18 protein-coding genes and 1 pseudogene are annotated in these 21,508 nt (G+C 68.9%); 11 read left to right on the plus strand and 8 right to left on the minus strand.

Translation table 11 applies throughout. The annotated features are described in order from the left end of the window. The 7 genes and pseudogenes from atpD to sppA all read left to right on the plus strand — a co-directional run bounded on the left by atpD (position 1) and on the right by sppA (position 6,125). Positions 1–1,455 (plus strand): F0F1 ATP synthase subunit beta, encoded by a 1,455-nt coding sequence (atpD, locus tag OX958_RS11545; RefSeq protein ID WP_270137289.1) that lies wholly within the window; start codon positions 1–3, stop codon positions 1,453–1,455. Further along, positions 1,455–1,859 carry a F0F1 ATP synthase subunit epsilon gene (locus OX958_RS11550; protein ID WP_270137290.1) on the plus strand — a complete coding sequence of 135 codons (405 nt, stop codon included), beginning with the start codon at positions 1,455–1,457 and terminating at the stop codon, positions 1,857–1,859. Before atpD ends, OX958_RS11550 begins: the two co-directional genes overlap by 1 nt. 104 nt (positions 1,860–1,963) lie before the next feature. Further along, the gene (locus OX958_RS11555) at positions 1,964–2,395 is read left to right on the plus strand and encodes a DUF2550 domain-containing protein (protein ID WP_270137291.1); all 432 of its coding nucleotides are present in this window, start codon (positions 1,964–1,966) and stop codon (positions 2,393–2,395) included. 1 nt (position 2,396) lies between these two features. Then, positions 2,397–4,118, plus strand: a complete 1,722-nt coding sequence (locus tag OX958_RS11560) for an SWIM zinc finger family protein (protein WP_270137292.1) — start codon at positions 2,397–2,399, stop codon at positions 4,116–4,118. Positions 4,119–4,144: 26 nt separating this feature from the next. After that, positions 4,145–4,216 (plus strand): annotated as a pseudogene (locus OX958_RS11565) (hypothetical protein); the annotation flags it as partial. Between the two features lie 36 nt (positions 4,217–4,252). After that, positions 4,253–4,444 carry a hypothetical protein gene (locus tag OX958_RS11570; RefSeq protein WP_270137293.1) on the plus strand — a complete coding sequence of 64 codons (192 nt, stop codon included), beginning with the start codon at positions 4,253–4,255 and terminating at the stop codon, positions 4,442–4,444. A 22-nt stretch (positions 4,445–4,466) separates the two neighbouring features. Next, a complete protein-coding gene (sppA, locus tag OX958_RS11575; RefSeq protein WP_270137294.1) occupies positions 4,467–6,125 on the plus strand; it encodes a signal peptide peptidase SppA in 1,659 nt (552 codons plus the stop codon). Between the two features lie 7 nt (positions 6,126–6,132). Here sppA and OX958_RS11580 read toward each other — a convergent pair whose 3' ends face one another. After that, entirely contained in the window at positions 6,133–6,720 is a 588-nt protein-coding gene (locus OX958_RS11580) for a cob(I)yrinic acid a,c-diamide adenosyltransferase (protein ID WP_270137295.1), read from the minus strand. 50 nt (positions 6,721–6,770) lie between these two features. Here OX958_RS11580 and murA point away from each other — a divergent pair, with 50 nt between their 5' ends. Both murA and fabV read left to right on the plus strand, forming a co-directional pair. Further along, positions 6,771–8,057: a UDP-N-acetylglucosamine 1-carboxyvinyltransferase gene (gene murA, locus OX958_RS11585; RefSeq protein ID WP_270137297.1), complete on the plus strand. Its 1,287-nt coding sequence runs from the start codon at positions 6,771–6,773 to the stop codon at positions 8,055–8,057. 19 nt (positions 8,058–8,076) lie between these two features. Continuing rightward, positions 8,077–9,258 carry an enoyl-[acyl-carrier-protein] reductase FabV gene (gene fabV / locus OX958_RS11590; protein ID WP_270137298.1) on the plus strand — a complete coding sequence of 394 codons (1,182 nt, stop codon included), beginning with the start codon at positions 8,077–8,079 and terminating at the stop codon, positions 9,256–9,258. Here the strand turns inward: fabV and OX958_RS11595 are convergent. The 6 genes from OX958_RS11595 to OX958_RS11620 all read right to left on the minus strand — a co-directional run bounded on the left by OX958_RS11595 (position 9,245) and on the right by OX958_RS11620 (position 18,505). Next, the gene (locus OX958_RS11595; protein WP_270137299.1) at positions 9,245–11,746 is read right to left on the minus strand and encodes a DEAD/DEAH box helicase; all 2,502 of its coding nucleotides are present in this window, start codon (positions 11,744–11,746) and stop codon (positions 9,245–9,247) included. The genes fabV and OX958_RS11595 overlap by 14 nt on opposite strands. A gap of 22 nt (positions 11,747–11,768) precedes the next feature. Beyond that, on the minus strand, positions 11,769–12,593 hold the full coding sequence (locus tag OX958_RS11600) for an ATP-grasp domain-containing protein (RefSeq protein ID WP_270137300.1): 825 nt from the start codon (positions 12,591–12,593) through the stop codon (positions 11,769–11,771). Between the two features lie 51 nt (positions 12,594–12,644). Further along, positions 12,645–16,097, minus strand: a complete 3,453-nt coding sequence (locus tag OX958_RS11605) for a S8 family peptidase (RefSeq protein ID WP_270137301.1) — start codon at positions 16,095–16,097, stop codon at positions 12,645–12,647. 85 nt (positions 16,098–16,182) lie between these two features. Continuing rightward, positions 16,183–17,328, minus strand: coding sequence for a CU044_5270 family protein (locus tag OX958_RS11610; protein ID WP_270137302.1), 1,146 nt, complete (start codon positions 17,326–17,328; stop codon positions 16,183–16,185). Between the two features lies 1 nt (position 17,329). Next, positions 17,330–17,974, minus strand: coding sequence for an RNA polymerase sigma factor (locus OX958_RS11615; protein ID WP_270137303.1), 645 nt, complete (start codon positions 17,972–17,974; stop codon positions 17,330–17,332). 183 nt (positions 17,975–18,157) lie between these two features. After that, positions 18,158–18,505, minus strand: coding sequence for a hypothetical protein (locus tag OX958_RS11620; RefSeq protein ID WP_270137304.1), 348 nt, complete (start codon positions 18,503–18,505; stop codon positions 18,158–18,160). Positions 18,506–18,626: 121 nt separating this feature from the next. On the opposite strand from OX958_RS11620, the gene OX958_RS11625 reads away from it, so the two are divergent. Both OX958_RS11625 and OX958_RS11630 read left to right on the plus strand, forming a co-directional pair. Then, positions 18,627–18,935 (plus strand): STAS domain-containing protein, encoded by a 309-nt coding sequence (locus OX958_RS11625; RefSeq protein WP_270137306.1) that lies wholly within the window; start codon positions 18,627–18,629, stop codon positions 18,933–18,935. 81 nt (positions 18,936–19,016) lie between these two features. After that, positions 19,017–20,996: a protein meaA gene (locus OX958_RS11630; protein WP_270137307.1), complete on the plus strand. Its 1,980-nt coding sequence runs from the start codon at positions 19,017–19,019 to the stop codon at positions 20,994–20,996. On the opposite strand, the gene OX958_RS11635 is transcribed toward OX958_RS11630, so the two are convergent. Next, positions 20,993–21,478 carry a pyridoxamine 5'-phosphate oxidase family protein gene (locus tag OX958_RS11635; protein ID WP_270137308.1) on the minus strand — a complete coding sequence of 162 codons (486 nt, stop codon included), beginning with the start codon at positions 21,476–21,478 and terminating at the stop codon, positions 20,993–20,995. The two genes, OX958_RS11630 and OX958_RS11635, sit on opposite strands and share 4 nt — an antisense overlap. Positions 21,479–21,508: the final 30 nt, after the last annotated feature.

The following is a 21,508-nucleotide window of genomic DNA, read 5'->3' on the forward strand; positions in this document are numbered from 1 at the left end:
ATGACTGCCACGGTTACCGAGAAGGACAACAGCGGCGCGGCAGGCGCCGTTGGTCGCGTCGCCCGGGTCATCGGCCCGGTCGTGGACATCGAGTTCCCCGCGGACGCGATGCCCGAGATCTACAACGCGCTCGAGGTGGACATCACCTTGGCCGACGTGACCGCCACGATCACCCTCGAGGTTGCGCTGCACGTCGGCGACAACATCGTCCGGGCGATCTCGATGAAACCCACCGACGGCCTGGTCCGCGGTACCGAGGTGCGCGACACCGGTGCCGCCATCTCCGTCCCGGTCGGCGACGTCACCAAGGGCCGGGTCTGGTCCGTCACCGGCAAGTGCCTGAACCAGGACGAGTCCGAGTTCGAGATCACCGAGCGCTGGCCGATCCACCGCAAGGCGCCGGCCTTCGACCAGCTCGAGTCCAAGACCGAGATGCTGGAGACCGGCATCAAGGTGCTGGACCTGCTCACCCCGTACGTGCAGGGCGGCAAGATCGGCCTGTTCGGCGGCGCGGGCGTCGGCAAGACCGTCATGATCCAGGAGATGATCTACCGGATCGCGCACAACTTCGGTGGCACCTCGGTGTTCGCCGGTGTCGGTGAGCGCACCCGTGAGGGCAACGACCTGATCGGTGAGATGGAAGAGGCCAACGTCTTCAAGGACACCGCGCTGGTGTTCGGCCAGATGGACGAGCCGCCGGGCACCCGGCTGCGCGTCGCGCTGTCCGCGCTGACGATGGCGGAGTACTTCCGCGACGTGAAGGAGCAGGACGTTCTGCTCTTCATCGACAACATCTTCCGCTTCACCCAGGCCGGTTCCGAGGTCTCCACGCTGCTCGGCCGGATGCCGTCCGCGGTGGGTTACCAGCCGAACCTGGCCGACGAGATGGGCGTTCTGCAGGAGCGGATCACCTCGACCCGGGGTCACTCGATCACCTCGATGCAGGCGATCTACGTGCCGGCCGACGACTACACCGACCCGGCGCCGGCCACCACCTTCGCGCACCTGGACGCGACCACCGAGCTGTCGCGAGTGATCGCGTCGCGTGGTCTGTACCCGGCCGTCGACCCGCTGACCTCCACGTCGCGGATCCTCGACCCGCAGTACATCGGCCAGGAGCACTACGACGTGGCCGTCCGGGTGAAGCAGATCCTGCAGAAGAACAAGGAACTGCAGGACATCATCGCGATCCTGGGTGTCGACGAGCTCTCCGAAGAGGACAAGATCACCGTCGCCCGCGCGCGCCGGATCGAGCAGTTCCTCTCGCAGAACACCTACATGGCGGAGAAGTTCACCAACACGCCGGGTTCGACGGTGCCGCTGAAGGACACCATCGAGTCGTTCAAGAAGATCACCGAAGGCGAGTGCGACCACATCGCCGAGCAGGCCTTCTTCAACACCGGTTCGCTCGACGATGTCGAGCGTCGTTGGGCAGAGCTCCAGAAGGAACTCTGATGGCCGAAGACTCTGGCAAGCACCTGGAGGTCGCGCTGGTCGCGGCCGAGCAGGTGGTCTGGGAGGGACGGGCGAAGATCGTCATCGCCCGGACCACCGAGGGTGACCTCGGGATCCTCCCGGGGCATGCCCCGCTGCTGGGTCTGCTGCAGGGTGGCACCGTCCAGGTGCGGACGGTCGACGACGAGTACTTCGTCGCGGCCGCGCCGGACGGTTTCATCTCGGTGGCGAACAACCGGGTCTCGATCCTGGCGGAGAACGCCGAGATGGGACACGACATCGACCTCGAAGAGGCGAAGCGGGCGCTCGACCAGGCCCTGTCGACCGGGACCGACAGCGAGGAGGAGCAGGAACACGTCCGGCTCGCGGAGGCTCGCGTGAGGGCCGCCGAGAAGGCGTCCTGAACCCACCTGCAATAATTGAACAGCGTCACTACTTGAGTCACGGTCAGTACGGTTCGGGGATGGTGTCACCACAGCGAGGGCACCAGGAATGAGGTTGGCAACTTATGAGCACAGTCCTCGAACTGCTCGGGGTCTGTTGCCTTGCTGCCGTACTGCTGATCATCGCTTTCGCGTGCCGTCGTCGCTGGATCTCCAGGGACGGCGGCACGTTCGATTGCAGCCTGCAACTCGCTGAGAAGGACCACGGCCGTGGCTGGGCCCTCGGCCTGGCCCGGTACGTCGGGGACGACCTGCAGTGGTTCCGGGTCTTCAGCCTCGCCTGGTGGCCGAAACTGACCGTGAACCGCCGGCAGCTCGAAGGCGTCACCACCCGCCGCCCGATGGGCAACGAACCACTGGTCACCTACGCCGGTCACGTCATCGTCGACGCCGAGCTCCGGGACCGCACGGTGCACTTCGCGATGACCGAGGAAGCCCTCACCGGGGTGCTGGCCTGGATGGAATCCGCGCCGCCCAGCACCCAGACCTATCTGTAGCGTGCCCTCGGCAGGACCGGCCGGCCTGACCGCCGTCGAGGTCAAGAACGCGGTAGGGATGGCCGCCTACGCCCGCGGGCTCGGCTATGCCCACAGCGGGGCGGTCCGCTCGTCCTGGTGGGATCCGTCGGCGAACGCGCTGCGCGGCCGGGTCCGGGGACAGCTGGAGAACCTGTACGAGGTGGCGGTCTTCGTCTCGCTCGACGCCAACGGGCAGGCGAGCTATCTCGACGGCGAGTGCAGTTGCCCGGTCGGCCTCGACTGCAAGCACGTCGCCGCGGTGGCCCTACAGGCCGTCCTGGCCTCTTCCTCGGATTCGGACCTGTCGGCCGCCACGACGGCCACCGGCTCGGAGCCCATCCCAATCGCACCAGCGCCCGGCTGGGAGACCTCACTCAGCGCCTTGGTCGATGGGGGCCCACCGGCGGTCAGTGACCGAGCAGGCTCAGCGCCCCTGGCGATCGAGCTGAGCCTGATGATCCCGGCGCCGTACTCGAGCAAGCACCGGTCGGGTTCTGCTGAGCCGGTGCTCATCGCCCGGGTGATGAAGCAGGGCAAGAACGGCTGGATCCGGGGCAACCTGACCTGGACCGGGCTGGACAACCCGTACGGCGAACTGGTCAAAGCCCACTCTCAGGCGCTCCAGGAGCTCTACGCCTCCTACAGCTCGCGCAGAGCCAGGTCATACCACTACGGCGACGAGAAGATTCTCGAGTTGTCGGCCTTCGACAGCCGGCAACTCTGGCCGCTGCTGGACCAGGCGCTGGCGGTCGGCGTACGCCTCGTCTACAGCAAGAAGCGATCCGGCGAACTCGACCCGTACGGCGTCGCCGACTTCTGCCTGGACGTCACGACCGTCGAGGCGGCCCGCTCGCTGCTCGTCCGCCCGGTGATCCGGATCACCGGAGATCAGGACCCGCCGCCGGACGTCGTGCCGATCGAGTTCATCGGCGCCGAGGGTCACGGCCTGGTCTGGGTGGATCGCTCGGAGCTGGGTCCGTCCGCGGAGATCGACGGGCTGCGTTTCAAGCTGGCCAGGTTCACCCAGCCGGTGCCGCCCGAGCTCCAGCAGGTCGCGTTGGCCGGTCAGGAACTGCGGATCCCGTCGGCCGACAGCGCCCGCTTCCGCGCGGAGTACTACCCGAAGCTTCGGCAGCTCGCCACGGTGATCTCGACGGACGACTCGTTCACGCCGCCGTCGATCTCCGGCCCCGCGCTGAGCCTGCAGGCCAGCTACGGCGACGATCACACCCTCGACCTCAGCTGGAGCTGGGTCTACCAGGTCGACGACTCGCAGCTACGGGTGCCGCTGGGGCCGGGGGCGTCCTCCCCGAGCGAGGTGTACCGCGATCTGGACCAGGAACGCGAAATCCTGGCCGGTCTCGACCTGCGGAACGAGCCGACGTCCACACTGCAGGGGTTCGACACCGTCCGGTTCAGCACCGAGGTGCTGCCCCAGCTGGCCACGGAGCCACTGGTGGACGTCGAGGTGACCGGTACGCCGGCCGAGTACCGCGAGGTCAACGATTCGCTGACCATCGAGGTCTCGACCTCGGCCGAGGCCGGGGAGATGGACTGGTTCGATCTCGGCATCACGATCAGGGTGGAGGGCCAGCGGATCCCCTTCGTCAACGTCTTCCGGGCGCTGACGGCCGGCAAGTCGTCCGTCCTGATGACCAGCGGCGCCTCGACGGCAGCACCCGCGACCGCCCGGCCGTCCTGAAGAGGTTCAAGGACGGCAGCGCGCCGCTGTTCCTGATCAGCCTGAAGGCCGGCGGCGTCGGCCTGAACCTGACCGAGGCCGACTACTGCTTCCTGCTCGATCCGTGGTGGAACCCGGCGACCGAGGCGCAGGCGGTGGACCGGATTCACCGGATCGGCCAGCGCCGGTCGGTGCTGGTCTACCGGCTGATCTCCAAGGACACCATCGAGCAGAAGGTGATGGAGCTGAAGGAGCGCAAGGCGGCGCTGTTCGCCGGCGTGATGGACGAGGGCAACGCCTTCGGTGGCGGCCTGAATGCCGACGACATCCGAGGCCTGTTCAGTTGATCGGCCCGTCTAGGGTCGGGGTATGACGGGCATCCTGCTGGAACTGGACCTGACACGTGGAGTCCTGGAGACTTCGCCCGAGTCGCCGCTGGCCGCGTTCCGGGCGCGGCACCTGCCGACCATGCGCGAGCTGGTCCGGGCGCTGCGCAAGGGCGCCGAGGACGACCAGGTGGTCGGGCTGGTGGCGCATCTGGGTGGGCCGGGGCTGTCGCTGTCGCAGGTGCAGGACCTGCGCGAGGCCGTGGCCGACTTCCGCGCGGCGGGCAAGGGTGCCGTCGCCTGGACCGAGTCGTTCGGCGAGGTCGGCGGTGGGACGGTGCCGTACTACCTGGCCACCGCGTTCGACGAGATCTGGGTCCAGCCGTCGGGAGACCTGGCGATCACGGGGGTGAGCATCCAGGCCACCTTCGTCAAGGGCGCGCTGGACAAGGCGGGCGTGATCCCGCAGTTCGGCAGACGCCGGGAGTACAAGTCGGCGGTCGAGACCTTCACCGAGAAGGAGATGACCGGGCCGGCCCGCGAGATGGCGTCCCGGCTGGCCGAATCGGCGTACGAGCAGATCGTGGAAGGCATCGCCGTACGGCGCCGGCTGGAGCCCGCGAAGGTGCGTGCGCTCGTCGACGACGCGCCGCTGTCCGCGGAGGCCGGCCGCGAGGCGGGGCTGGTCGATCAGCTCGGCTACCGCTCTGACGTCTACGACGCGCTGACCAAGAGGCTGGAGGAGCACACGCCTCTGCTGGCGGAGCGCTATGTCCGCCGCGGACCAAGGACTCTGCAGGAGATCCGCAAGAACCTTCCCTGGCCGGAGAAGCCGGTGGTCGCCGTGATCCGGATCAACGGCGGCATCAGCGTCGGCCGCAACACCGGCGGCGGGCCGATCAGCGGTCCCGGCTCGGGCTCGGACACCATCGGAGCCGCTCTTCGGGCGGCAGCCGACGACGACAAGGTCAAAGCCGTCGTACTGCGCGTCGACAGCCCGGGCGGCTCGTATGTCGCCTCCGACGCCATCCGGCACGAAGTACTGCGCCTGCGAGCCACCGGCCGGCCGGTGATCGCGTCCATGGGCACAGTCGCCGCGTCAGGCGGGTACTTCGTGGCCATGCCGGCTGACGTGATCGTGGCTCAGCCAGGCACGATCACCGGCTCCATCGGCGTCTTCTCCGGCAAAGGCGTCATCCGTGACGCCCTCGGTCGGCTCGGCATCACCCAGCAGGCCGTCTCGGAAGGCGCGAACGCCCGGATGTACTCCGCCCAGGAGGAGTTCTCCCCGGCGCAGTGGGAACGCCTGGAGGAGACGCTGGACCGCATCTACGACGACTTCGTCGCCAAGGCGGCACTGGACCGGGGCCTACCGGTCGCAGATCTGGAAGCCCTCGCCCGCGGTCGCGTCTGGACCGGCGCCGACGCTCACGAGCGCAAGCTGGTCGACGAGCTGGGCGGCTTCGAGCACGCAGTACGGGTTGCTTGTGACCGCGCCGGCCTCGACAGAGACGCCATCACGCTCACTGCGGCCCCGCACCGCTCCATGCTCGACCGCCTCCGCCCGCCGGAGTCCACCGAGGACCTGGCGGCCACAGCGAAGTCCTGGACCGCCGACGGCCTCACCAGCACCATCTACGCGGCCCTCGGCCTCCCGCCCACCGGCGTCCTGACCATGCCGATGAGCTGGCGTCTTACCTAGGGTTCGGCTACTTGGGGTCCCGGTCGCCGCCGGGGACCCAGAGGACGTCGCCGCCGGAGGAGAGGTTGGCGACCCGGCCGAGGATGAAGAGCAGGTCGGAGAGCCGGTTCAGGTAGGTGATGGCCAGCAGGTTGACCGAGGGGCCGTGGGTCTCGACGGCGGTCCAGGCGGCTCGCTCCGCGCGGCGGGTGACGGTCCGGGCGACGTTGAGGTAGGCCGCTCCGGGCGTCCCGCCGGGCAGGATGAACGAGCGGAGCTTGGTCAGGCGGTTGTTGTAGTCGTCGCACCAGCCTTCGAGCCGGTCGATGTAGTCCTGGGTGATCCGCAGCGGCGGGTACTCCGGGTCCGGCGTGATCGGGTTGCACAGGTCGGCGCCGACGTCGAACAGGTCGTTCTGGATCCTGGTCAGCAGCAGCACCAGGGCGCTGTTCAGGTGTCCGGCGGCGATCGCGACGCCGATCGCGGAGTTGGCCTCGTCGACGTCTCCGTAGGCCACCACCCGCGCGTCGGTCTTCGGAACCTTGCTCATATCGCCCAGGCGGGTCTCACCGGCGTCCCCGGTCCGGGTATAGATCCGCGTCAAGTTCACAGCCATGTCACGGCACTCTACGCAAGGCTGGGACGACGAGCCGATACAGTCCTCGGGTGGAACGGTTTCGGATCGCAGGTGAGGCACGGCTCGAGGGCAGCGTCGAGGTGGCGGGCGCGAAGAACAGCGTGCTGAAGCTGATGGCGGCGGCACTACTGGCAGAGGGTACGACGACGTTGCGGCAGGTGCCCGACATCCTCGACGTCACCTTCATGGCGCAACTGCTCGACCGCCTGGGCTGCTCGGTGACGGTGGAGGCGGACAGCGCGAGCGCCACCATCGCCGTACCGGCCGAGATCGGCTACCAGTGCGACTACGAGCTGGTCCGCAAGCTGCGGGCCTCGATCTCGGTGCTCGGACCGCTGCTCGGCCGCTGCGGCCGGGCCGAGGTGGCGCTGCCGGGTGGGGACAACATCGGCTCCCGCGGGCTCAACATGCACGTCGCCGGGCTCGAGTCGATGGGCGCGAAGGTCCACATCGAGCACGGTTTCGTGATCGCCGAGGCGCCGCAGGGGCTGCACGGCGCCGAGGTCTGGCTGGACTTCCCGAGCGTCGGCGCGACCGAGACGATCATGATGGCCGCGGTGCTGGCCAAGGGCACCACGGTGATCGAGAACGCCGCCCGCGAGCCGGAGATCCAGGACATCGCCGCGCTGCTGGTCGAGATGGGCGCCCAGATCGACGGCGCCGGCTCGTCGCGGATCGAGGTGACCGGGGTGGACGGGCTGCTGAAGCCGGTTGACCACGTCACGGTGCCGGACCGGATCGTGGCCGGCAGCTGGGCGTTCGCGGCCGCCATCACCAAGGGTGACGTGACGGTCTCCAACGGTCATGCCGAGCACCTCGAGCTGCCGCTGGACAAGCTGCACAAGGCCGGCGCCGACATCACCGTGCTCGACAAGGGCTTCCGGGTCGTGATGCACGACCGGCCGAAGCCCGTCGACGTCGTCACGCTGCCCTACCCGGGGTTCGCGACCGACCTGCAGGCGTTCGTGATCGCGATGAACGCGCTCAGCGACGGCGCCGCGATGGTCACCGAGAACCTGTTCGAGGGCCGGTTCACCTTCGCCCAGGAGCTGACCCGGCTCGGCGCGCAGATCCAGACCGACGGTCACCACGCGGTGGTTCGCGGCGTACCGCGGCTGTCCGGTGCTCCGGTGGTCGCCAGCGACATCCGCGCGGGAGCCGCCCTGGTGATCGCGGGGCTTGCGGCCGAAGGCGAGACGTTGGTCTCAGCGGCGCACCACGTGCACCGCGGCTACACCGACTTCGCGGGCAATCTGCGCCGTCTCGGCGCCGATGTCACCGTCGAGCCGGACGACGCCGAGCTGTACTGGAACTAGACAAGTTAAGGTCGGTCGCATGACTGACCGCGTGATCAAGCCCGTCGGCCGTGGATTCCTCTTTCTCGACTCGCACCCGGTGGGGTGCGAGCAGCTTGTCAAAGGGCTGACCGAGCAGGTGGAGGCGCGCAAGCCGGACCGGCGTCCGGTGGCGCTGGTGATCGGCGCCAGTTCGGGCTACGGACTCGCGGCGACGATCGCGGGGCTCGCGCGGTACGGGATCGACGGCATCGGCGTCTCCTTCGAGAAGGCGCCGGCCCGGCGTACGGGGTCCGCGGGGTGGTACCGCACCGCCGCCACCGCCGCGTACGCCGAGAGCGTCGGCAGCACCTTCCACTTCGTCAACGCCGACGCGTTCGCCGACACCACCAAGAGCGACGTGCTCGACCTGCTGCAGGAGGAGTTCGGGGGAGTCGACTACCTGATCTACAGCGTCGCCGCGCCGCGCCGGGTCGACCCGCGCACCGACACGACGTACCAGTCGGCGATCAAGGCGATCGGGCAGCCTGCCCGGACCAAGAGCCTCGCGTACGACGAGGGCAAGCCGGTCCTGCAGGAGGTCGGCATCGAGATGGCCACCGACGAAGAGGTGGCCTCGACCGTCGCCGTCATGGGTGGCGAGGACTGGGCCCGCTGGGTGGACGCCCTGGAGGAGCGCAAGCTGCTCAAGGACGGCTTCAGCACGGTCGCGCTGACCTACATCGGCTCGGAGCTCACCGGCCCGATCTACCGCCAGGGCTCGATCGGCGCCGCCAAGGCCCACCTGGAAGCGACCGCCCGCACCTTGTCCGAGCGCGACGGCGTCATAGCCCGTACGTCGGTGAACGGCGCCGCCGTCACCCAGGCGTCGTCCGCGATCCCCGGCATCGGCCTCTACGTGAGCGTGCTCCACAAGGTCCTTGGCGACGCACTGCAGACCCCCATGCAGCAGTCCATCGCGCTGTGGGACCAGCTGACCGGCGAGAAGCCGCTGGACCTCGACGAGGACGGCCGTATCCGCCTGGACCGCTGGGAACTGGCCGACGACGTCCAGGCCGCCGTCAAGAAGCAGTGGGACGCCGCCACCCAGGACAACATCGCCGAGGTGGCCGACACGGTCTGGTTCCAGGAAGAGGTCCGCCGCCTCTACGGCTTCGACGTCCCCGGCGTGGACTACGAAGCCCCCGCCGAGGTCGACGTCGAGTGGCCTACAAAGGCTTGAAGGAGACCATCTCCAGCACCAGGTCGCCGGCCTCGTCGGAGGCGTCCAGGTCGATGGTGGCGCTGATCCGCCAGTCGTGGTTGCCCTCGGGGTCGTCGATGATCTGCTGGACCTCCCAGTAGCCGGGGTGCTCCTCGACCATGAAGAGGGCCGGGCCGCGGGCGGCGGGGCCGGTGGGCAGGGTGTCGTGCTCGGCGTAGTACGCCGTACCGGCTTCTGCCCAGCGTCCGGCGTCCCAGCCGGAGTCGGTGTCCAGCTGGCCGAGCTCGGCCCAGCGGTGCAGTGAGACCAGCTCCACCCGGCGGAACATCGCGTTGCGGACCAGCACCCGGAAAGCCCTGCTGTTCAGGGTGATCCGGCGTGGGCCGAGGGGGACCGCGACGGTGACCTCGGGGTCGGCGGGGTTGGTCAGTTCCTCCCACTCGTCGAGCAGGCTGGAGTCGGTCTGCCGGACGACCTCGCCGAGCCACTCGATCAGGTCGGTCAGGTCCTCGTTCACCTTGTCCGGCGGCACGGTCTGCCGCAGCGCCTTGTACGCGTCGCTGAGGTAGCGCAGCACGATGCCCTCGGAGCGTGCCAGGCCGTAGTACTGGATGAACTCGCCGAACGTCATCGCCCGCTCGAACATGTCCCGCACCACGGACTTCGGTGACAGTCCGGCCTCGGCGATCCACGGGTGGGTCTGCCGGTAGATGTCCAGCGTCGCCTCGAGCAGCTCCTCCAGCGGCTTCGGCCAGCTGATCTCCTCCAGCAGCTCCATCCGCTCTTCGTACTCGATGCCGTCGGCCTTCATCCCCTGCACGGCCTCGCCCTTGGCGTGGTGCAGCTGCGCCATCAGGATCGCCCGCGGATCCTCCAGCGTCGCCTCGACCACCGACACCACGTCCAGCGCGTACGCCGGCTCCTCGGGATCGAGCAGGTCGAGCGCGGCCAGCGCGAAGGTGGACAGTGGCTGGTTCAGCGAGAAGTCCTTCTGCAGGTCGACCGTCAGCCGCAGCGTCCGGCCGAACTCGTCGGGCTCGTCCAGCCGCTCGACCACCCCCGCGGTCAGCAACGTGCGGTAGATCTGGATCGCGCGCCGGATCAGCCGGAGCTGCGCCCGGGAGTCCTCGTGGTTGTCCTGCAGCAGGTGCCGCATGCTCGCGAACGCGTCGCCGTCGCGGGCGATCACGTTCAGCAGCATCGCGTGGCTGACCCGCATCTTCGACTGCAGCGGTTCGGGATCGGCCGCGACCAGCCGGTCGAAGGTGTCCTCGCCCCAGGTGACGAAACCCTCCGGCGGCTTCTTCTTCTGCACCCGGCGCTGTTTCTTCGGGTCGTCGCCGGCCTTCGACATCGCCCGGACGTTCTCGATCACGTGGTCCGGTGCCTCGACCACGACGGTGCCGGAGGTGTCGTAGCCGGCCCGGCCGGCCCGGCCCGCGATCTGGTGGAACTCCCGCGCCTTCAGGATCCGCTGCCGGCGTCCGTCGTACTTGCTCAGCGCGGTCAGTACGACGGTGCGGATCGGCACGTTGATGCCGACGCCGAGGGTGTCCGTGCCGCAGATGACCTTCAGCAGGCCCGCCTGCGCGAGCTGCTCGACCAGCCGCCGGTACTTCGGCAGCATGCCGGCGTGGTGGACGCCGATCCCGTGCATGATCAGGCGCTGCAGGGTCTTGCCGAAGCCGGAGCTGAACCGGAAGTGCCCGATCAGCTCCTTGATCTTGTCCTTCTCCTCCTTCGTGCAGACGTTGATGCTGGTCAGCGCCTGGGCGCGTTCCAGCGCGGACGCCTGGGTGAAGTGGACGACGTACACGGGGGACTGGTGGGTGACCAGCAGCTCCTGGAGCGTCTCGTGCAGCGGGGTGGTGACGTACTTGTAGACCAGCGGCACCGGACGCTCGGCCGACGAGACGATCGAGGTCGGCCTGCCGGTCCGGCGGGCCAGGTCGAGCTTGAAGCGCTCGACGTCGCCGAGGGTGGCCGACATCAGGATGAACTGCGCGCCCGGCAGCTCCAGGATCGGCACCTGCCAGGCCCAGCCGCGGTCGGGCTCGGCGTAGAAGTGGAACTCGTCCATCACCACCTGGCCGACGTCGGCGGCGGCGCCTTCGCGCAACGCGATGTTGGCCAGCACCTCGGCGGTGCAGCAGATGATCGGGGCGCCGGCGTTGACCGAGGCGTCGCCGGTCAGCATGCCGACCTTGTCGGCGCCGAAGACGTCGCAGAGCGCGAAGAACTTCTCCGAGACCAGGGCCTTGATCGGGGCGGTGTAGAAGGTGCGCTTGCCGTGCGCGAGCGCGGCGAAGTGCGAGCCGGTGGCGACCAGGCTCTTCCCGGAACCGGTCGGGGTGGACAGGATCACGTTCGACCCGGTCATCACCTCGATCAGCGCTTCCTCCTGCGCCGGGTACAGCGTGATGCCCTGCTCACCCACCCAGGTGGCGAAGGCGTCGTACAGGGCATCGGGCTCAGGGGTTTCCGGCAGTTTCTCGGTCAGCGTCATCACTGCCATTGTCCCGCATGGTTCAGAACAGGGCCGCCACCAGGTCGGCGGGGTCCCTGGAGGCCGGCCAGTCGCTGACCTGGCCGTCGCCCAGTTCGACGATCCGCCAGGCACCGTCGGTACGGCGTACCAGGTCGACCGTCACGAACGGGAGCGCCAGATCGGTGACGAGCGGCTCGACCTCGACCAGGTCGAGCCCGTCGGGCAGCTCGTCCGGGGTGTCGGGGTGCGGCGTGACGAGCGCGCAACTGCCGCCGATCCACCAGGTCCTGGCTTCGGGGCCGGTGAACTCCTCGAAGCGCCGCAGCACGAATCCACCCGTGAAGGCGTCGCCCCGCAACTCCAGGAACCGCGCCGCGATCCGCTGAACGGCCGCCCGATCGGTGACATCGGAGACGAAAGCCGCCTCGGACCAGTAGTGCTTCATCGACTTCACATGGTCACGCAGTACGGCGGGCCCGCTGCCCAGCCGTTCGCAGACGGCGTCCAACCCGGCCAGATCGGGCCCGTCGGTCCAGTAGGACTCCGGAGTCGACGACCTCAAGGCCTCGTACCACCCGGGCAACTCGTGCGCCGCCTTGTACTCGTCGCCGCTCGTCCGCAGCGTCACCCGCCGCGCATCGAGCGCCTTGGCGAACCCGTAGTACTCGGCGGCGGTCATCATCCAGCCCCGATAGACCGCGTCGTCACCGGGCGGCACACCGGCCACCGCCTCGTCCGGGCGGGCGAGCGCGTCGTGGTCGATCCGCGCCACGGTGCCGCCGCCCTCGCGGGCGGCGGCAGCCTGTGCGGCGAAGTGTGGATCCACTCGACGTGGATTCAGCGGGTCCCCCGGTACCAGCAGCATGCAGTGAATTGTCCCCGCGAACGCTGGACTTCGCCTCTCAGTTCAGCGTGGCTACTTCAGTTCGTAGGCCCGCTTGATGGTCTGGCCGACCTTGTTGCCACCGGCATCCACGGCGGTCGAGCGCAGTGTGACGAAACCACTGGAAGGCTGGTTCAGCGCTGCCTTCCAGGTGTTCACCCCAGTACGGCGTACCGTCACCTGCCGCCAGGTGGAGCCGTCGTCGAAGGACGCCGACAGCCGCAACGACACGATCGGCCTGGCCGGCGCCAGGAACGCCGTCTGCACGGTGACGGGGAACTCGAATCGGCCGCCCGCCGCACGATTTCGTTCGTCCAGCTGAGGCGTGTAGCGAACATTGAGCAACGGCAACGCGGCGTCCTTGCCGTCCGGCGTCCGCTGCGACCGGAACGTCCACTCCGACGAGATCTCCGTCGACAGCTTCGTCCACACCTGCCCCGGCTTGACCACCTTCGCCAGCCGGTACGTCGCCGCCGCGGCCGGTACCGCGAACGTCTGGATGGCCGGTGAATCGGAGGACCCGATCTGCTCGCCGTTGCGGAACAGCGTGGTCTGCTCAGAGCTGCTGCTCACATCACCGAGCCGGTTCGGCGTGCCGTCGGCGAATGTCGGCACGTACAGACTCAGGCTGTCTCCGTCCCGCGCCGCCCAGGGCAGTACCGGCCGGCCGGGGTTGCCGATCCTCGGGTCGGGCAGGCTCGGTCCGTACACGCCCCGCTGCCAGTCGAGCTTGGTCGTTCTGCCTGCCGCGAAGGTATGGACGCCGGAGTCGAGGACCGAGTGGTACTCGTAGCCGTTCTCCTCGCTGAACCCGACAACCTCGTTGCTGAATCCCCAGGCGACGTCCTTCACCGAGTAGTACTCGTCCCGCCGGAACGGCAGGCTCATGCTGGTCGTCGGCGTGAACACGAACAGGGGCCGGCGCGTGCCGTCGGCCGCCGGGCGCGGATCCGTCGGGAAGCCGTAGTTGTCGGTGTAGAAACCCGGCTCGCCGGCGTACGACGCGTCGACGTGCGCGTAGTCGCTCAGCTTGGTGATCACCGAGGGGTTCGCCGGGATTCGTCCTCGCCAGACCGAGACGTCGTGGTAGAGGTACGGGCTGTCCAGGAAAGATCCGATGCCGGGGACGGGGCCGTCGGGCGCACCGGCCCAGGCCACGTGGGCATAGGCGGTGTAGTCCCGCGAGCTGCCGGTTCTGTTCGGTACGACGTACAGCTCGGGCTCGGCGTCCGGGTCGGCGCTGCCGCCGATGCCGACACCACCGACGTAGTTCTGTGCCCCAAGTGTCCGGCTCACCCCGATCCCGCCGGTCGCGGCCGTGGCGCCGGTGACGGGTGCCTTGAAGGCGATCTTCGCTGCCTTGCTGCCGTCCAGCACGATCGGACCGGTCCTGCCGATCGCCAGGTCGCCCTCGGTGAAGTAGGTGACGGTCCGGTAGCCGCCACCGTCGTCGTTGAAGGTCGCGGTGAAGCCGTCGACGATGTACCGGCCGGCCGGGAGTTCGACCGTGCCCCCGGCGGGGACGGAATATCCTTCCTGGCGGTCGATGTCGATCAGATAGGTGCCGGCGGCATGGAGTTCGTCGTTGCGGCCGGGCGCGCCGCTCTGGTCGGTCATCTGCACGGTGTGCGGGAAGCGCGACACCTCCTTGCCGACCCCGACCGTACTGCGGATCGTGGAACCGTTGCCGCTGGCAATGAGCCAGGCGGCGTACGCGCCTTCTGCCTCGGGGCCGGAGGTGGTCGCGGTGACGTTGACGGTGGCGGTGCCGTTGGCCGGCACCGTCACGGCGGTCCGGTCCAACTTGAACAACCGGGCGCCTTCGAGGCGCAGCGACAGGGTGACTGCCTTGGCGCTCTGGTTGACGTAGCTGATCGGCTTCGTGACCGGCTCGTCGTCGTGATGCGGCGCTGCCTGCAGGCCGAGATTGAGATTGCTCGGAATGGCCAGCACCTGCTGCTCGAGTGCCTTGGCGACGTCCACGCGGCCGGCGCCCTGGGTGTAGATGCCCTGCTCGGCAAGGCCGATCGAGGAGCCCATCAGTGCCGACTTCAGCTCCGCTGCCTTCCAGTCAGGGTGCTTTTGGGCGAGCAGCGCGGCTGCGCCGGAGACGTGGGGAGCAGCCATCGACGTACCGGAGAGTTCGGCGTACGAGTCGTTGACGGCGACGGGCGCCAGTGGGGTGTTTGCCGCCCGGGCGGCGATGATCCGGCTGCCGGGGGCGGAGATCTCGGGCTTCACCGACAGGTCGCCGATGCGCGGGCCCTGGCTGGAGAACTCGCTGTGGGTGTCGGACTTGGTCACCGAGGCGACCGCGAGCGCGGCATCCGCGGCGGCCGGGCTGGACACGCTGTTCTCCAGTCCGAAGTTGCCGGCCGAGACGACGAACAGGGCGCCGGTGCTCGCGGTCAGTTCGTTGACTGCCTGGGACTCCAGGTCCGTGCCGTCGCTCGGTCCGCCGCCGAGGCTCAGGTTGATCACTCGGGCGCCGGAGGTGGCAGCCCACTGCATGCCGGCGATGATGGCGGAGGTCTCGCAGTTGCGGCCGCCGCACACCTTGCCGATCATCAGGTCGGTCTCGGGAGCGACGCCCCTGTACTTGCCGGCCGAGGCGACGCCGGTACCGGCGACCGTCGAGGCGACGTGGGTGCCGTGGCCGATCCGGTCCAGGACGTCGTTCTCGTCGACCTGGCCCTCGTCGTCGCTGGCGAACCCCTTGGTGGCGACCACCCGGTCCTTGAGATCGGGATGCTCGGCGTCGAAGCCGGAGTCGAGGACGGCGACCTTCACGCCCTTGCCGGTGAAGCCCGCCTGCCAGGCGGCCGGCGCGCCGATCTGCGCGACGCTGCGGTCCAGGTTCGGCGTGATGCCGCCGTCCAGCCAGACCTTCTTGACGGTGCCGGCCAGACCGGTACGACGTTTGGCCTGCGGGCTGTTCAGCCAGTTGGTCCACAGTTCGGTGGCCTGCTTGCGCTCCTGGCCGATCGCGACCGCGTCGATGAGCGGGAGTTCACGCTTGACCTCGGCGCTCTCCGGCAGTGCGGAGCGGACGGAGCGGGCCGCACCGGCGTACTGGATCAGGAGGGGGAGGCGCGGCGACGACTTGTCGTCGAGTCCGAGGGTGGCGAGCAGGCTGACGTCGAAGAGGCGTTCGTCGACGACACCGGCGGTCACCAGGGCGAACGCGTCCAGTGGCATGACGAGTTGCTTGCCCTTGAAGGAGGTCTTGTGGAACGCCATCCCTTCGCGACCGGCCGCGCTCTGGACGTTGGTGGGCAGATAGCCGTCAGCGGTCTTCCGGACAGTGACCTTGTCGCCCGTCATGAGGGTGATGGTCAGCGGCGCAACGGACTCGGCGCCCTTGCGTCCGCTCGTGCCGGCACTTCGGGCTTCGTCTCCGCTGTCGCCATAGGCGTTGACGGTCGCGAGTGTTGCAGCCATCGCCAACGACAGCGCGGCGGCTATCAGTTTTGTTGGTCGGGACAAGGGGGTCACCTCTCAGAACGTTCCGGGCAGGGTGAAGCGCGGCGGCGGCCTCTCGGCCGCCAACCGGGTTCGGGTGGAGGAGTTGCTAGCGAACTGCGGGGGAGGGCGGTGTGGGCTTCTCGTCGGTCCAGCCGGACTCCAGGACGACGCTGGCACCGCGCTTGAGACCGTCGTACTCGGAGCACAGCAGCCGGCCGGTGGCCGGGTCGACGACGTAGTTGGTGCGACCGTCGAACATCAGCGTCGCTTCGCCGCCGGGCCGGCCGGTCTTCGACCAGTCCATGCTGAATCGGACGCCGACCCGGCCGAGCGGGTCCTTGACGTTCTCCGTCAGCCGGACGCCCGGCAGCATCGACAGCACCCGGAGGGCGGCGCCCCGCAGCTTCGGCGGCGACGGCATCTCGAACAGCAGCCGGCCCGCCGCGGTGAAGACCTGGTAGTCGAGCTGGCCGGCCGTCATACCGGGCTGAGGGTCGGCCGCGAGGACCGCGCGGAGCTTCTCGGGATCGGTCGGCAGCGCCTGGATCTGCTGGGCGGTCACCGGCTTCACACCGCTCAGGAAGTACCCCGGCGGCACCTGGTCGAAGGTCATCTTGTTGACGACGGGCTCACCGGGCGCCAGCTTGACCGGCTTCGTCTCGGTCATCGGCCACTGCGTCGGCGACCCCTGCGCGCGCCACTTGGCCGCGTCCGCCCGGGTCGCCGGCCGCGCGCCGAGATCCACCCAGCCGAACCAGGACTCGGCGCCCTGACGCATCGGCATCCAGCTCTCGGTGATGGTCCGCTCCTCGATCCGGTACTTCGGTGAGCCGACCTGCAGCATCCCGCGCAGTTGCAGGTTGCGGACGCGGAAGTACTTGCCGGACACCTTCTCGTCGGTCTCCTGCTTGATGGCGAGCTGGACCAGCGTCTGGCTCACCGTCGTCAGCCGGGGCGTCGTCGGGGTGACCGTGCTCGGCGCCGGTCCCGCGTCGCCGTCGCCGAAACCGGGTCCGGGGGAGAGAAGGAGTGGGGTGGCGAGCGCGGCCAGGGCCACCGTGGCAGCGGTCGCGGTCAACGCGACTCCGATGCGGCCGGACTTCGCGGCGGCGTACCAGCGATCGCGGCGGCGGATGGTCTGTTCCTCGCGGATCAGCGCCTGGACCTGGCGCCGGGCCGCCGCGGTGGTCTCCGGGGACGGGCCGGGCTGTTCGGGGAAGGCCGAGCGCACCTTGTCGATGTCGTCGTTCATGTCAGGCCTCGTCACTGGTCGCGGTCGGGTCGGTGTGGCCGAGGTGTTCGCGGACCACCCGGCGGGCCCGGGACAGGCGTGAGCACACCGTCCCGTAGGCGATGCCGAGGGCGGCCGCGACCTCGTCGTAGCTGAGCTCGCCGAGGGCCACCAGCATGAGCACCTCACGGTCCTTGGCCGAGACCTTCGCCAGCGCGGCGGCCAGCTCGCGGCTCGCGCCCTGCGCGGTCACCTGAGCGGCAACCCGCTCCTCGTGCCCGCTCGCCGGGGCCGGCGGCGGCAGTTTCGCCGTCGCCCGCCAGGCCCGTACCTCGTCGCGCCGGTGCCGCCGGATCAGGTTGGTGGCGATCCCGTACAGCCAGGCCCGGACGACCCCGTTGCGGCTGTCGTACTTCGAGCGCTGCCGGAACGCGATCAGGAACGTCTCCGCGGCCAGGTCGTCGGCGAGATCGCTGCCGAGCCGGCGGGCGACGTACGAGTGCACCTGGGGGAAGTACCGGTCGAAGATCAGCGTGAACCGGTCGGGTTCCCGCGCCGACGCCTCGAGGGTCCGGCCGTCCTCGTCGGGGATCGCCGCTCCGGGCGCTCTGGAGACCATCGGCCGGCCGGGCATCGCGAGCGTCGCCAGGGCAAGGTCGGGCGGCATCGGACTCCTCCTGCTGAGGGCCGGACCTGGGCCGGGACCCGTGGATCCCGTGGCAACGCTCGTGCTGCCGTCCGGCTCACCCTGTTCTTGCCCGATGTCCCCAGCACCCTTCTCGACCCCTTTTGACCTACCGACAGTCCGCGTCGATGACGCGCTGGGGGCCGATCCGGAGGACAACGAGCGTCAGAAGCTGTCGAGGAACCCTCTGGCGGCCTGCTCGTCGGCAGGCCAGACGTACACGCTCCAGCCCTGCTTGGTCCCGGTCTTGGTCCGGGCCGCGGTCGCCTTGATGCCGAAGTCCTTCAGCATCGAGACCTTCACCCGCGCCTCGTTGTAGCTGCCGACCGTCTTCACCTCGACCAACAGTCCGAAACTGTCCGCTTCGGCCGGAGAGTAGTCAGTACGGCGCACCAAAGACCCACCCTTGGCCTTGGAGAAGGCCCAGCGGGTGAGCAGCACCATGCCACCGGTCAGCGCGATGGCCACCACCGGGAAGAGAAAGTAGTGCTCTGCGAACACGGACACCATCATCTCAGCGATTGAAAGGTCCTGACCCCTTGGCAACCTTCCGTGTCGCCAGGGAGTCTTTACCAACACACGCTGTAAGCGCGGCCGATTCTCGGGGGCCGCCGGAAGAGCGGAGGGCACGGACATGCTCGCACCGACCCACGTGATCTACCTGACCGGACTGCTGGACGTCCGCTCGGTGGGCGACGTACGACAGCAACTCAACGATCTGATCGACAACTCCGAAGGCGACGTCATCGTCGACCTGGAATCCCTCGACGCCCTGGACGCGACCGGCCTGGGCCTCCTGGTGGCAGCCCATCGCCGCACCCAACTCCTCGGCCGCCAACTGGTCCTGCGCCACCCGCTGCCCTCGGTCATCCGCATCCTCGCGGTCACCCGCCTGCACCGGATCCTGCACGTGGAAAGGACTCCACTCCCGATCTCTGCCTAGCGACCGGTGTGACCTACCCCGCTTATGACACCAGTCACGAGAGTAGGACTCACAAGGGCACAGAGTCCTACTCTCGAGTACATGAGCAGCCAGAAGGATCGCCCGTGGGTGATGCGGACGTACGCCGGGCACTCGTCGGCGGCGGAGTCGAACGCGCTGTTCCGGCGCAATCTGGCCAAGGGGCAGACCGGGTTGTCGGTGGCTTTCGATCTGCCGACGCAGACCGGGTACGACGCTGATCACCCGCTCGCGAAGGGCGAGGTCGGCAAGGTCGGCGTACCGGTGGCTCATCTGGGCGACGTGCGAGCGCTGTTCGACCAGATCCCGCTGGCGCAGATGAACACGTCGATGACGATCAACGCGACCGCGATGTGGTTGCTCGCGCTCTACCAGGTCGCCGCGCAGGAGCAGGGCGCGCTGCCGGACGAGCTGACCGGCACCACCCAGAACGACATCGTCAAGGAGTACCTGTCCCGCGGCACCTACGCCTTCCCGCCGGACGCGTCGCTCAGGCTGAGCACCGACCTGATCGCCTACACCGTCTCCAACGTCCCGCAGTGGAACCCGATCAACATCTGCAGCTACCACCTGCAGGAGGCCGGCGCGACGCCCGTGCAGGAGTTGGCGTTCGCGCTGTCGACGGCGATCGCGGTACTGGACCGGGTCCGCGACGGGGGTCAGGTTCCGGCCGAGCGGTTCGGCGACGTGGTGCAGCGCATCTCGTTCTTCGTGAACGCCGGCGTGCGGTTCATCGAGGAGACCTGCAAGATGCGCGCGTTCGTCCGCCTGTGGGACGAGATCTGCCTCAACCGGTACGGCGTGACCGACGCGAAGGCCCGCCGGCTCCGGTACGGCGTACAGGTCAACTCGCTCGGCCTCACCGAGGCGCAGCCCGAGAACAACGTCCAGCGGATCGTGCTGGAGATGCTCGGCGTCACGTTGTCGAAGAACGCCCGCGCCCGCGCCGTCCAGTTGCCCGCGTGGAACGAGGCGCTCGGCCTGCCGCGGCCGTGGGATCAGCAGTGGTCGCTGCGGATGCAGCAGGTGCTCGCGTACGAGTCGGACCTGCTCGAGTACGAGGACATCTTCGACGGCTCGCACGTGATCGAGGCGAAGGTGGACGAGCTGGTCGCGGGGGCGCAGGAGGAGATCGATCGCGTCCAGGCGATGGGCGGTGCGGTCGTCGCGGTCGAGAGCGGCTATCTCAAGCAGGCGCTGGTCGCCTCGCACGCCGAGCGCAGGCAGCGGATCGAGTCGGGGGAGCAGGTCGTCGTCGGGGTCAACAAGTTCGAGAACACCGACCCGTCACCGCTGACCGCCGACCTCGACACCGCGATCCAGACCGCGGACCCGCAGGCTGAGGCAGCCGCGCTGACCTCGCTCGACGAATGGCGCGAGCAGCGCGACTCGAAGGCGGTGGAGGATGCGCTCACCAGACTGCGCGAGGCCGCGAAGGGCACCGAGAACCTGATGCAGGCGACCCTCACCTGCGTCCGCGCCGGCGCGACGACGGGGGAGTGGGCCGGCGTACTGCGGGAGGTGTTCGGCGAGTACCGCGCACCGACCGGCGTCTCGGGCTCGGTCGGCGTCTCCGGCGGTGGCGAGGCGATCGCCGCCGTCCGGGTGAAGGTGGCCGAGACTTCCGACGAGTTGGGTGGCCGGCTGCGTTTCCTGGTCGGCAAACCGGGGCTCGACGGTCACTCGAACGGCGCCGAGCAGGTTGCGGTCCGGGCCCGCGACGTCGGCTTCGAGGTGATCTACCAAGGCATCCGCCTGACGCCCGAGCAGATCGTCGCGGCGGCCGTTGCCGAGGACGTGCACTGCGTCGGCCTGTCGATCCTGTCCGGTTCGCACATGGAACTCGTCCCGCAGGTCGTCAAGGGCCTGCGCGAAGCCGGCCTCGAAGACGTCCCGGTCGTCGTCGGGGGCATCGTGCCCGACGCCGACGCCCGGGCCCTCCAGTCGGCCGGGGTCGCCGCCGTCTACACGCCGAAGGACTACGACCTCACCGGCATGATGGCCAGCGTGGTCGACGTCATCCGGCGCGCGAACGACCTCTAGCCCTGCTTGGCCGCGATCAGGTCCTCGACGGACTTCGGCAGGGTGGTCTCGAAGTCGAGGAGTTTGGCCCAGGTCAGGGTGACGGTGATGACCACCATCTCGTCGTACAGCGCTCGCACGCCTTCGACCCAGCCGCCGTACTGTTCCTCGGTCATCACCTTGCGGCCGGCCACCAGGTAGCCGTCGGGCACGCCCTGGACGAGTTCGAGCTCGGCCGTGCCGCGCAGCAGCAGCGCCTTCGGGGGGAACGCGCCGATGTCGATGGTGAGCGCGACCTTCGGACTCTTCCGCAGCGCCGGGACCTTCGCCGACTTCGGGACGGTGGCCATCATCAGCTGCTCGCCCTCCATCCAGAACCCGATCGGGATGACTCGCGGGTCGCCGTCCAGGCCGTTGTAGGCCAGCCTGGCTGGAATCGGTCCGGTCAGCAGTTCCTGCGAGTACGGCCTGGCCAGGATCTCGGCGATCTCGGTCTGGTGCATGGTGCTGATCCTTCCGGTCGGGGAGTGCTC

Origin of the sequence: Kribbella sp. CA-293567 (assembly GCF_027627575.1) — a bacterium.
In the GTDB taxonomy this organism is placed as follows: Bacteria; Actinomycetota; Actinomycetes; order Propionibacteriales; family Kribbellaceae; genus Kribbella.